Consider the following 11,649-nt stretch of genomic DNA (forward strand, 5'->3'; position numbering starts at 1 on the left):
CAGTCCACGCGGAATCGGACGGATTCCGCGTGATCGCCTGAACTCGCCGCCTCTCACTCGACTTCGCGCCCGGTGATCCGCAGCTCCTCCAGGTCCAGCTGGGCGCCGACCGCCCGCACGACGGTGTCGTCGATGCGCCGTTCGTCGCGCAGGCGCAGCACGGTCTCCCGCTTGACCTGCATCAGGGCGAGCCGGAGGCGCACATACTGCTCCTTGGCCCGCGCGGTCTCGGCGCCATCCTGCGTCTCACCGTCCACCTCCAGCGCGGCGAGATGCCGCTCGGCCTCCCGGGCCACCTTGTCGCGCACGTCGTCATCGACGCCGAGCGATGCCGCGAGGCCCGGCAGGGCTGCGAGTCCGGCACGCGTGGACTCGGTCTGTGCGAGGAGGCGCTCGTCCTCCACACTGTCGGCGGGCAGCCGCGCCCAGCGCACGAGCGCCGGGAACAGCGGTCCCTGCACGGCGAGGGTCAGGACGATCACCACCGCTGTCACGAAGACGATGAGGTTGCGCATTGGGAAAGGGCCGCCGCCCACGACCGAGAGCGGGATCGCGAGTGCGGCCGCGAGCGACACGGCACCGCGGTACCCGGCGAAGGCGTTCATGACGAGCGCGCGCGTCGGGGCGCGCAGCGTCCGCTGGTAGGGACGGCGATCGAGGGTCCGGATGACGCCCGTCGCGGCGAACGTGAAGGCCATCCGGACCACGATCAGCGCGAGCCACACGATCAGGCCGAGGAGCACGCCGAACCACAGGTCGCCCGAAGGCAGAGCCCGCACCACGACCTGCAGTTCGAGGCCGATCAGGACGAACAGGGCCCCGTTGAGGATGTACGTCGTCAGCGTCCAGAACGAGCGGGCCTGATCCCGGGCCTCCGCGCGGGCGATCCGCGCGCCGCGCTGGCTCATGAGCAGTCCGCAGACGACCACCGCCAGCACGCCCGAGGCGTGGATGAGCTCGGCGACCAGGAACGCGACGAAGGGGGTCACGATCATCGCCACGTTGCTGGCGAGGGTGTTGCTCATTCGCCGCAGGTAAGAGCCGATGAAGCCGACAGCGAGCCCTATCGCGATCCCGCCGAGGTACGAGACGGCCAGCGCCCAGGTCACCGACCAGGGGGTGAACTGCGCGACTCCGGCCGCCACGCTGACTGCGAGACCGAAGATCACGAGCGCCGTGCCGTCGTTGATGAGGCTCTCGGCGCGAAGCAGCGTGCGCTGTCGCAGCGGGAGTCCCGCCGCGAGGTTTCCCACGGCGGTCGCATCGGTGGGTGCGAGCGCGGCTCCCATCACGAGGGCGACGGCCCACGGCATCCCGAACCACACCCCCACTCCCGCAACGGCGAACGCCGTCAGCACCACGAGCACGGTGCCGTTGAGGAGGATGACGCGCACGTAGCGGCGGCTCTCGCGCAGGGAGGTGGTGACGCTCTCCCAGAACAGGATCGCCGGCAGGAACAGCAGCAGGACGGCCTCGGACGGCAGCTGCACGTCCCGCAGCGCGGGGATGAATCCGAGCAGGACGCCCGCCGCGACCTGGACGAGTGCCAGCGGTATCCGCAGCCGGGGCGCCGCCACCGCGGCGACGACGAGTATGACGCCGATCGCGACGATCGCTTCGAGTGCGAGCACGATGACCTCCCTCGAATCGCGGGTGTGGCGCCAGCGTAGCGAGCACCCGTGACGCGGGGGAGGCCCCGCGCCCTCGAGCCGATACCCTGAAGCCATGACGCACACGGGCAATCCCTTCGGGCAGGTGCTCGTCGCGCTCGTCACCCCGATGACGGCCGACGGCGAGGTCGACTGGCCCGCCGTCCAGAAGCACATCGACGATGTCATCACGGCCGGCGCGGACGGCATCGTCGTGACGGGCACGACCGGTGAGACGAGCACGCTGACGGATGCCGAGAAGATCCGGCTCGTCGAAGTCGGCAAGGATGTCGCATCCGGCCGCGCCAGGATCATCACCGGCGGCGGCTCCAACGAGACGGCGCACGCGATCGAGCTCTACCGGGCCAGCGAGAAGGCCGGCGCGGACGGGATCATGATCGTCACGCCGTACTACAACAAGCCCACGCAGGCCGGCGTCCTGACCCACTTCCGCCTGGTCGCAGACGCCACGGATCTTCCCGTCATCCTGTACGACATCCCCGGGCGCACCGGTGTGCCGATCCAGTACGAGACGATCCTGCGCATCGCGAAGCACCCGAACGTGCTCGCGATCAAGGACGCCAAGGGCGACTTCAGCGAGGTCAGCCGCGTGCTCAACCAGACCGACCTGATGTACTTCTCGGGCGACGACGCCAACGTGCTGCCGCACCTCTCGATCGGGGCGACCGGACTCATCGGCGTCACGGCGAACATCGCCGCGCAGCCCTATCGAGTGATCGTGGATGCCGTGAACCGCGGCGATCTCGCGGCGGCGACCGCCGAGCACCGGCAGCTCGAGCCGCTCGTCCGGGCGGTCATGACCCACGTGCCGGGAACCGTCTCGGCGAAGTACATCCTCCACGGGCTCGGCCGGATCGGAAGCCCGCGCGTGCGGCTCCCGCTGGTCGGCCCCGAGGAATGGGAGGCCGCGAAGATCGAGGACGAGCTGGCGCTCGTCCGCGACGTGCCCGGCGCGGACTTCTCGAACTTCCGTCCCGACCGCAACGCCGCGGCGGGTGGGGCGCTGCCGAAGGTCTCCGGCACGACGCGATGACCGAGATGCGCGCCCGATGCAGCGCAGATGCGGATGCCGCGGCATCCCAGGAGGGTGACTGATGTCCAGCACCGTGTACGACCCGCCCGCTCTCGAAGCCGGAACCCTGCGGGTCACTCCGCTCGGTGGGCTCGGCGAGGTCGGTCGCAACATGACCGTCTTCGAATACGCCGGCAAGCTCCTCATCGTTGACTGCGGAGTGCTGTTCCCCGAGGAGCACCAGCCCGGCGTCGACCTGATCCTGCCGGACTTCGAGCCGATCAAGAACCGGCTCGGCGACGTCGTCGGACTCGTCCTCACGCACGGTCACGAGGACCACATCGGGGCGGTGCCGTACCTTCTGAGGCTGAAGCAGGACATCCCGATCATCGGCTCGGGCCTCACCCTCGCCCTGACCGAGGCGAAGCTGAAAGAGCATCGGATCCGGCCGTACAGCCTGACGGTCACCGAAGGCCAGCACGAGAGCCTCGGGCCGTTCGACCTGGAGTTCATCGCGGTCAACCACTCGATCCCCGATGCGCTCGCGGTGGCGATCCGCACCCCCGCCGGAACCGTGCTCGCAACCGGCGACTTCAAGATGGACCAGCTGCCGCTCGACGGCCGGCTGACCGACCTCCGCGCCTTCGCGCGGCTGGGCGAGGAGGGGGTGGACCTCTTCCTCGTCGACTCCACGAACGCCGACGTGCCCGGCTTCACGCCGCTCGAGCGGTCGATCGGGCCGGTGCTCGACCAGGTGATCGGCAAGGCGCCCCGCCGCGTGATCGTCGCCAGCTTCTCGAGTCACGTGCACCGGGTGCAGCAGGTGCTGGATGCCGCCGCCGCCCACGGCCGCCGGGTGGCGCTCCTCGGACGAAGCATGGTGCGCAACATGACGATCGCGTCGGACCTCGGCTACCTGCACGTGCCCGAAGGGGTGCTGATCGAGTACAAGAAGGCCCGGGATCTGCCGGACGACAAGATCGTCTACATGTCGACCGGCTCGCAGGGCGAGCCGATGGCCGTGCTCAGCCGCATGGCCAACCTCGATCACGAGATCGAGCCGGGGCATGGCGACACCGTGATCCTCGCGTCGAGCCTCATCCCGGGCAACGAGAACGCCGTCTACCGCGTGATCGACGGACTCACGAAGCTCGGCGCGAACGTGGTGCACAAAGGCAACGCCAAAGTGCACGTCTCGGGCCACGCCGCCGCGGGTGAGCTGCTCTACTGCTACAACATCCTCAAGCCGAAGAACGTCCTGCCCGTCCACGGCGAGTACCGTCACCTGATCGCGAACGCCAAGCTCGCGCAGGACACCGGGATCGCCGCCGAGCGCACGATCGTCGGCGAGAACGGAACGATCGTCGATCTCAAGGGCGGCGTGGCGCGGGTCGTCGGCCAGCTCGACCTCGGGTTCGTCTACGTCGACGGCTCGACGGTGGGCGAGATCACGGATGCCGACCTCAAGGATCGCCGGATCCTCGGCGAAGAGGGCTTCATCTCGGTGATCGTCGTCGTCGACGCCGCGACGGGCAAGATCATCACCGGCCCCGAGATCCACGCCCGCGGCTTCGCCGAGGACGACACCGTGTTCGAGGACGTCAAGCCGAAGATCGCCGCGGCGCTCGCCGAAGCAGCGCGCTCGGGGGTGCGCGACCGGCACGCCCTGTCGCAGATCGTGCGGCGCACGATCGGGCGCTGGGTCAATCAGTCGCTGCGTCGCCGCCCGATGATCGTCCCGCTCGTCATCGAGGCGTAACCGGCCGCCACTACACTCCCCTGCATGGCTTCGTCGTTCAGCATCCGCCCGGCCACCCAAGCCGACGGCGCGTTCCTGGGCGACATGGTGGTCGAGGCGGCGAACTGGCGACGGGGCGGAGCGCGGCCGAAGCACGAGGTCATCACGAGCTCGGATCACAGCCGTTATGTCGCGGGCTGGATGCGACCGGGGGATGCCGGCCTGGTCGCCCTCAGTCCGCACGGTGAGCCGATCGGGGCCGCCTGGTATCGGATGCTGCCCCGCAGCGATCCGGGTTTCGCCTACGTCGGAACCGGGGTGCCCGAGCTCATCATCGGCGTGCGCCCCATCTGGCGCGCGCACGGCGTCGGGCGCGCACTGCTGCAAGGACTGTGCGACCTCGCTCGTGCGAACGGATATGCGAGGATCAGCCTGAGTGTCGAGCGCGACAACTTCGCCACCACGCTGTACCGCAGCGAGGGCTTCGCGGTGACGCAGAGCGGCATCGGCCGCGACACGATGGTGAAGCGGCTGCGCTGAGCCTCCGCGGACCGCAAGCGTCGGGGCGGTGACGAACAGGTCAGGTCACGAGACCGCGTCGTTCCCGCGGAAAGTCGGATCCGCGCCGTAGCGTTGACGGCATGGCGAGTTCGACCAGAGGCACAGGCGCGCCCTCCAAAGGCACGCCCTCGAAGAGCACGCCGACGCGTGGCTCGTCATCCTCTCGCGCAAGCAAGCCGGCCCCGGCGCCCAAGCGCTATGTCGGCGACGCCGACAAGCCGCCGCTGCTGGTGCGCGCCTGGATGGGTCTCGCGCACGCGACCGGCGGTCTGTTCCGCGCGTTCGGCCCCGAGACCCTCCAGAAGGATCAGCGGCGCGACGGCTTCCCGTTCCTGCTGGTGCTGCTGGCGATCGCCGGCGCGGTGAACGAGTGGTTCTTCATCGGCTCGGATGTCGCCACGACCATCAGTTCGTACACCGCCGGGGCCCTGCTCGGGCGCGAGGCGTTCATCCTTCCGGTCCTCCTCCTGATCCTCGCGGGCTGGATGTTCCGGCATCCGGCCAGCGTCCATGACAACGGACGCATCGGGATCGGGTTCGGGCTGTTGATCCTGACGATCGCCGGCTTCCTGCATGTGGCCGGAGGGCGCCCGCAGCCCAATCAGGGACTCCCGGCGCTCAGCCAGGCGGGCGGCCTCTTCGGCTGGATGATCGGCGAGCCCCTCGCGCTGCTGCTCAGGGATGTCGGCGCATACATCGTGCTCGGCGTGCTGTCGGCGCTCAGCATCCTGATCATCACGAAGACCCCCCCGAACCGCATCGGACGGCGCCTCGGGCAGCTGTACAACTGGATGTTCGGCGCCGAGGCGGGTCAGCCGGCAGGAGGCGCGGATGCCGCACCCGCTCGCGCCGATGAGGCGCAGTCGCAGGCGCTGCCGTGGTGGCGGCGCAACAGATCCGGTCGCGAGAAGGATCCGGACACGGGCATCGGACCGCAGGACCTCACCGAACTCCTGCAGCCGGGCGCGCCGCAGGGCGGGTTCGACCAGGCCGTCACTCCGATCGTGCCGGCGGTTCCCACCGACGCCCTCACCGAGGTGATCGACCCGGCGACGCTCGCGGGCGCCAAGGCCGCGAAGAAGGGCGGCACGTCGCTGCGCGACGACTCCGACCAGGACCCGCTGGACGACGGCGTGCTGCCGGGCCTCTCGGGCATCGGATCCGATGGCCCGCGTTCGACGCCGCCCGTGCCGTACCGCCTGCCGTCGGTCAACGCGCTCGCGGCGGGCAGCCCGCACAAGGCCCGGTCGCAGGCCAATGACGACACCGTGCGCGCCATCACCAGCGTCCTCGACCAGTTCCAGGTGGACGCGCGGGTCACCGGATTCTCCCGCGGGCCGACCGTGACGCAGTACGAGATCGAGGTCGGACCGGGCGTCAAGGTCGAGCGCATCACCGCGCTCACGAACAACATCGCGTACGCCGTGGCATCCAACGAGGTGCGCATCCTCGCCCCGATCCCCGGCAAGAGCGCGATCGGCGTCGAGATCCCGAACGCCGACCGCGAGATCGTTACCCTGGGCGACGTCCTCCGCTCGGCGAATGCGCAGAACTCCACGCACCCCATGACCATCGGCGTCGGCAAGGACGTCGGCGGCGGGTACGTCGTCGCCAACCTCGCCAAGATGCCGCATCTGCTCGTGGCGGGTTCCACCGGATCGGGCAAGTCGAGCTTCGTCAACTCGATGATCACCAGCCTTCTCATGAAGGCGAAGCCCGCAGACGTGCGCATGGTGCTCATCGACCCGAAGCGGGTCGAACTGACGTCGTATGCCGGAGTCCCGCACCTGATCACGCCCATCATCACGAGCCCCAAGAAGGCCGCCGAGGCGCTGCAGTGGGTCGTGAAAGAGATGGACATGCGGTACGACGACCTCGCGTCCTTCGGCTTCCGCCACATCGACGACTTCAATCGCGCCATCCGCTCCGGCGAGGTCAAGCTGCCGCCGGGCAGCGAACGCGTCCTCAAGCCCTACCCGTATCTGCTCGTGGTCGTGGACGAGCTCGCCGACCTCATGATGGTCGCGCCTCGGGATGTCGAGGACTCGATCGTGCGGATCACCCAGCTGGCGCGGGCCAGCGGCATCCATCTCGTCCTCGCCACCCAGCGGCCGTCGGTGGACGTCGTCACCGGCCTCATCAAGGCGAATGTGCCCTCACGCCTCGCGTTCGCGGTGACCAGCGTCACCGATTCGCGGGTCATCCTCGATCAGCCGGGCGCCGATCGGCTCATCGGCCAGGGCGACGCGCTGTTCCTGCCGATGGGGGCGTCCAAGGCCGTCCGCGTGCAGGGCGCCTGGGTCAGCGAGCTCGAGATCGAGAAGGTCGTGGCGCACGTCACCGCCCAGGCACGGCCGGAGTACAGGTCGGATGTCGCGGTCGTCGCGGAGAAGAAGGAGGTCGACGCCGACATCGGAGACGACCTCGAGCTGCTCCTCGCCGCCGCCGAGCTCGTCGTCTCGACGCAGTTCGGCTCGACGTCGATGCTGCAGCGCAAGCTCCGCGTCGGGTTCGCCAAGGCCGGGCGCCTCATGGACCTGCTGGAGTCCCGCGAGATCGTCGGCCCGTCCGAGGGCTCCAAGGCCCGCGATGTGCTCGTGACGAACGAGCAGCTGCCCGGCGTCCTGGCGCGCCTCCGCGGCGAGGACGAGCCCGAGGACGGAGCCGCCGATCCGGTGGACGCCCAGTTCCACGGCTACCCGGTCGTCGAGAGCGAGGATGACGAAGACGCCTGGGGCCTGACCGGACGGGACTGATCCGCCGCCCGGCAAGTAGGCTCGGCCGTATGGCGATCCCACGGCAGCTGCCGAACGCGATCACGATCGTGCGGATCCTGTGCGCGCCGGTTTTCCTGTGGATGCTGCTCGCCGACGGGGGAGCGGACGGCGCGCTGCGGTGGTGGGCGGCCGCCCTGTTCATCGTCGCGATCGCCACGGACGGCCTCGACGGATACCTGGCCCGCCGCAACGACATCGTCACCGACCTCGGCAAGCTTCTCGACCCGCTCGCCGACAAGATCCTGACCGGCTTCGCCTTCATCGGGCTGTCGATCCTCGGCGAGCTGCCCTGGTGGGTGACGATCATCGTCCTCATCCGCGAGATCGGCATCACCATCCATCGCTTCGTGGTGGCGAGCGACCATGTCGTGGCAGCCGCGTGGATGGGCAAGCTCAAGACGCTCGCGCAGGCGGTCGCCCTCTCGCTGGCGCTCCTTCCGCTGTGGACGCTCGTGGGCGACTGGATCTTCTGGGTCAACGGCGTCGCGATGACGATCGCGGTCGTGCTCACGATCGTGAGCGGCATCGACTACGTCCTCACCGAGGTGCGCGAGGCGCGCAAGAGCCGTGGCGCCGCATGACCCATGCCGCCGCCGAAAAGGTGCTCGCCCGGCTGTCGGGCCACGGATGGACGATCGCCACAGCGGAGTCTCTCACCGGCGGGCTGCTCGCCGCCGCGATCGTCTCCGTTCCCGGCGCATCGGCGAGCATGCGGGGCGGCGTGGTCGCGTACGCCACCGATGTGAAGCAGTCGCTGCTGAAGGTGGATGCCGACCTCCTCGCGTCCGCGGGAGCCGTCGATCCCGCCGTCGCCTGGCAGATGGCCGAGCGCGTCCGCGCCCTGCTCGGCGCGGATGTCGGTGTTTCGACGACGGGCGTCGCCGGCCCCGATCCCCAGGACGGCAAGGCCGTGGGAACCGTCCACATCGCGGTCGTCACGCCCGACGGCACCGGGATCACCTCCCTCGAGATCCCCGGTTCCCGGGAGCAGATCCGCACGGAGACCGTCGACCGCGCGCTCGCGCTGTGCCTCGAGGAACTCTGAGGTGGCGGCGGGAACACAACGTGTTTCGGCTCGGTTACATTCAGCGATTCCCACCCATTCCTCAGTGGACGGGATTAGATTGGCACCATCCGGTGCTGTACTGTTGTCCACCCGGACAACGGCGGAATGAGAAGTGAGAGGGGGCCCACAATGATCCTGGTTCGTCAAGAGATCGGCGAAGTGCTTCGTGACTTCCGCCAGCAGAAGGGCCGCACCCTCCGTCAGGTCGCGAGCCGCGCAAGTGTCGCACTCGGCTATCTGAGCGAGGTCGAGCGAGGCCAGAAAGAGGCATCGAGCGAGATCCTCGCGTCGGTCGCTGAAGCGCTCGACGTCCCGATCTCGATCATCATGCGCGAGGTCGGCGACCGCATCTCGGTCCTCGAGGGCCTCCAGGGCTTCCCCGACGTCGTTCCCGATGATCTGGTCGCATCCGTCGACGCGGAACTGTCGCTGCGCTGACTCCTCGACGCCTCTCTTCCCCGCATGCGACGCAGTGAGTTCGATCGCGCTGTTCGCGACGAGTTCGGCGCTCAGGCGTCGACGCTGATCGCTGATCTGGTGCTGTCGGATGTCGGCGGCCGCACTGCCGCAGAGGCGCTGGATGCCGGCATCCCGCCACGCGACGTGTGGCTCGCTCTGTGCGTCGAGACCGACGTGCCGCCCGAGCGCCGGTACGGCGTCGGACGCCTCGAGCCGCGCCGCGGCTGACCCGTCGACAGGGCCGGACCGACGGGGCGAATCCGGTGCGCGGAGGCGCGGCGTGTCGTCGAACGTTCGTTCGAGCCCCGCGTAGGCTCCTGCACAGCAGGTGTCGAGGACGTTTCTGTCCACAGCGACCGGAGGAGCGAAGACGGATGTCGGAGCCCACCCCTAGCGTGAACCACGTCGAACGACACCACACGCCTTGTCGCAGCATCCTCATCGGCCCTCGAGACGGAGCGCGACAGTCTACAGGCGACGGAACGCGAGCATAAGGAGCACGCCATGCCATCACCCGCTGACCGCGAGAAGGCCCTCGAATCGGCCCTCGCCCAGATCGACCGGCAGTTCGGGAAGGGCTCGGTCATGCGACTGGGCAGCGACGACCGCGCGCCCGTCGAGGTGATCCCCACCGGTTCGATCGCCCTCGATGTCGCACTCGGCGTCGGCGGGCTCCCGCGCGGCCGTATCGTCGAGATCTACGGTCCGGAGTCGTCCGGAAAGACGACGCTCACGCTCCACGCGATCGCCAATGTGCAGAAGCAGGGCGGCATCGCCGCGTTCATCGACGCCGAGCACGCGCTCGACCCCGAGTACGCCCGCAAGCTGGGCGTCGACATCGACGAGCTGCTCGTGTCGCAGCCCGACACGGGCGAGCAGGCGCTCGAGATCGCCGACATGCTGATCAGGTCCGGGTCGATCGACCTCGTCGTGATCGACTCGGTCGCCGCTCTCGTGCCCAAGGCCGAGATCGAGGGCGAGATGGGCGACTCCCACGTGGGTCTGCAGGCTCGTCTGATGTCGCAGGCGCTGCGCAAGCTGACGGGTGGCCTCAACACCACCAACACGACGATGATCTTCATCAACCAGCTGCGCGAGAAGATCGGCGTGTTCTTCGGCTCTCCCGAGACCACGGCCGGCGGCAAGGCGCTCAAGTTCTATGCGTCCGTGCGGCTCGACATCCGCCGAATCGAGACGCTCAAGGACGGCACCGACGCAGTCGGCAACCGCACGCGCGTCAAGGTCGTCAAGAACAAGATGGCGCCCCCGTTCAAGCAGGCCGAGTTCGACATCCTGTACGGCACGGGCATCTCGCGCGAGGGCAGCCTCATCGACTTCGGCGTCGACCACGCCATCGTCAAGAAGTCCGGCGCCTGGTACACGTACGACGGCGAGCAGCTGGGTCAGGGCAAGGAGAACGCGCGCAACTTCCTCCTGAAGAACGAGGATGTCGCCGCCGACATCGAAGCCAAGATCAAGGCGAAGCTCGGCATCGGCCAGCCGAAGGCCGTCGAAGCGCCGAGTCAGGACGAACTGGCAGCTCGCCGCCCCGCCTGATGGTTCACTTCACCGAGGACGGGAGCGAGCCGGAGAGGCTCGCTCCCGTGACACCTCTCTTCGGCAGACACGCCGGCGCACCCCGAACGGGCCAGCCGGCGGCACGCACGGCGCGGACGGCACATGCAGACCGACCCGGACCGTCACCTTGGCGCTCGACGGGGGTCGAGGATGACGACGGCGACGCCCGCCGCGCCTACGACGACGATCAGTGCGGCGCGACCGATCGCGCTCGGGCATCCGAGCTGCAGGCCGCCTTCGGGCGGCTGATGAAGAAGCTGGGGCGCAGAGGCCTCTCGGTCGCCGAGGCGACCGCCGCGCTCGTCGCCGACGGCGTCGACCGCGACGCCGCAGAAGTCCACGTGGCCGAGTTGGAGAGCAAGCGCTGGATCGGGGATGCCGACCTCGCCGAACAGCTGGTGTACGCGGCTGTGACGCGCAAGGGCCAAGGACGCACCGCGATCGCGCAGACGCTCGCGAAGCGCCGTATTCCGCGCGAGGTGGCGGAGGCCGCGCTGGCCCAGCTCCCCGATGACGAACGGGAGCGCGCGCTCGACTTCGCCCGCACGAGAGCCCGCTCCCTCAGGGAGGTTGAGCGAGGCGCTGCGCTGCGACGGCTCGCCGGGCAGCTCGCACGGCGCGGCTACAGCTCCGCAGCGTCGCTCACCGCGGCGCGACAGGCGCTCGACGAGGCGTCGGCCGGCTGAACCAGGGGCGAGCGTCGAGCACTCACACGACAGTCGCACGACAGCGGTACGAAAGCGGTGCGGCAAGAGTGAACCGCATGAGCGAGGAGCATTTCGCGCGGT

At 69.1% G+C, this 11,649-nt stretch carries 11 protein-coding genes; 10 read left to right on the forward strand and 1 reads right to left on the reverse strand.

All coding sequences use genetic code 11. From position 1 onward, the window contains the following. Window positions 1-53: 53 nt before the first annotated feature. Window positions 54-1,631 carry a Na+/H+ antiporter gene (locus ABD212_RS03660; RefSeq protein ID WP_344091288.1) on the reverse strand — a complete coding sequence of 526 codons (1,578 nt, stop codon included), beginning with the start codon at window positions 1,629-1,631 and terminating at the stop codon, window positions 54-56. A 94-nt stretch (window positions 1,632-1,725) separates the two neighbouring features. Here ABD212_RS03660 and dapA point away from each other — a divergent pair, with 94 nt between their 5' ends. The 10 genes from dapA to ABD212_RS03710 all read left to right on the forward strand — a co-directional run bounded on the left by dapA (window position 1,726) and on the right by ABD212_RS03710 (window position 11,547). Then, window positions 1,726-2,703: a 4-hydroxy-tetrahydrodipicolinate synthase gene (dapA, locus tag ABD212_RS03665; RefSeq protein WP_344091290.1), complete on the forward strand. Its 978-nt coding sequence runs from the start codon at window positions 1,726-1,728 to the stop codon at window positions 2,701-2,703. Window positions 2,704-2,764: 61 nt separating this feature from the next. After that, complete coding sequence (locus ABD212_RS03670) at window positions 2,765-4,441, forward strand: ribonuclease J (protein ID WP_344091293.1); 1,677 nt, start codon at window positions 2,765-2,767, stop codon at window positions 4,439-4,441. A 24-nt stretch (window positions 4,442-4,465) separates the two neighbouring features. Next, on the forward strand, window positions 4,466-4,960 hold the full coding sequence (locus ABD212_RS03675; protein ID WP_344091295.1) for a GNAT family N-acetyltransferase: 495 nt from the start codon (window positions 4,466-4,468) through the stop codon (window positions 4,958-4,960). 101 nt (window positions 4,961-5,061) lie between these two features. Beyond that, window positions 5,062-7,737 carry an FtsK/SpoIIIE family DNA translocase gene (locus tag ABD212_RS03680; protein ID WP_425561228.1) on the forward strand — a complete coding sequence of 892 codons (2,676 nt, stop codon included), beginning with the start codon at window positions 5,062-5,064 and terminating at the stop codon, window positions 7,735-7,737. A gap of 29 nt (window positions 7,738-7,766) precedes the next feature. Further along, window positions 7,767-8,339 carry a CDP-diacylglycerol--glycerol-3-phosphate 3-phosphatidyltransferase gene (gene pgsA, locus ABD212_RS03685; RefSeq protein WP_344091297.1) on the forward strand — a complete coding sequence of 191 codons (573 nt, stop codon included), beginning with the start codon at window positions 7,767-7,769 and terminating at the stop codon, window positions 8,337-8,339. Then, window positions 8,336-8,803, forward strand: a complete 468-nt coding sequence (locus tag ABD212_RS03690; protein WP_344091299.1) for a CinA family protein — start codon at window positions 8,336-8,338, stop codon at window positions 8,801-8,803. Before pgsA ends, ABD212_RS03690 begins: the two co-directional genes overlap by 4 nt. Window positions 8,804-8,953: 150 nt before the next feature. Beyond that, a complete protein-coding gene (locus ABD212_RS03695; protein ID WP_179437768.1) occupies window positions 8,954-9,262 on the forward strand; it encodes a helix-turn-helix domain-containing protein in 309 nt (102 codons plus the stop codon). A 24-nt stretch (window positions 9,263-9,286) separates the two neighbouring features. Beyond that, on the forward strand, window positions 9,287-9,511 hold the full coding sequence (locus tag ABD212_RS03700) for a DUF3046 domain-containing protein (RefSeq protein WP_344091301.1): 225 nt from the start codon (window positions 9,287-9,289) through the stop codon (window positions 9,509-9,511). 276 nt (window positions 9,512-9,787) lie between these two features. After that, window positions 9,788-10,840: a recombinase RecA gene (gene recA, locus ABD212_RS03705; RefSeq protein ID WP_344091303.1), complete on the forward strand. Its 1,053-nt coding sequence runs from the start codon at window positions 9,788-9,790 to the stop codon at window positions 10,838-10,840. Window positions 10,841-10,887: 47 nt separating this feature from the next. Further along, a complete protein-coding gene (locus ABD212_RS03710; protein ID WP_344091306.1) occupies window positions 10,888-11,547 on the forward strand; it encodes a regulatory protein RecX in 660 nt (219 codons plus the stop codon). Window positions 11,548-11,649 lie beyond the last annotated feature (102 nt).

The organism is Microbacterium deminutum (assembly GCF_039530205.1).
Lineage (GTDB): Bacteria > Actinomycetota > Actinomycetes > Actinomycetales > Microbacteriaceae > Microbacterium > Microbacterium deminutum.

Coding starts and splice junctions, on each gene's coding strand:
- dapA (WP_344091290.1), top strand. CDS start 1,726: ATGACGCACACGGGCAATCCCTTCGGGCAGGTGCTCGTCGCGCTCGTC.
- ABD212_RS03670 (WP_344091293.1), top strand. CDS start 2,765: ATGTCCAGCACCGTGTACGACCCGCCCGCTCTCGAAGCCGGAACCCTG.
- ABD212_RS03675 (WP_344091295.1), top strand. CDS start 4,466: ATGGCTTCGTCGTTCAGCATCCGCCCGGCCACCCAAGCCGACGGCGCG.
- ABD212_RS03680 (WP_425561228.1), top strand. CDS start 5,062: ATGGCGAGTTCGACCAGAGGCACAGGCGCGCCCTCCAAAGGCACGCCC.
- pgsA (WP_344091297.1), top strand. CDS start 7,767: ATGGCGATCCCACGGCAGCTGCCGAACGCGATCACGATCGTGCGGATC.
- ABD212_RS03690 (WP_344091299.1), top strand. CDS start 8,336: ATGACCCATGCCGCCGCCGAAAAGGTGCTCGCCCGGCTGTCGGGCCAC.
- ABD212_RS03695 (WP_179437768.1), top strand. CDS start 8,954: ATGATCCTGGTTCGTCAAGAGATCGGCGAAGTGCTTCGTGACTTCCGC.
- ABD212_RS03700 (WP_344091301.1), top strand. CDS start 9,287: ATGCGACGCAGTGAGTTCGATCGCGCTGTTCGCGACGAGTTCGGCGCT.
- recA (WP_344091303.1), top strand. CDS start 9,788: ATGCCATCACCCGCTGACCGCGAGAAGGCCCTCGAATCGGCCCTCGCC.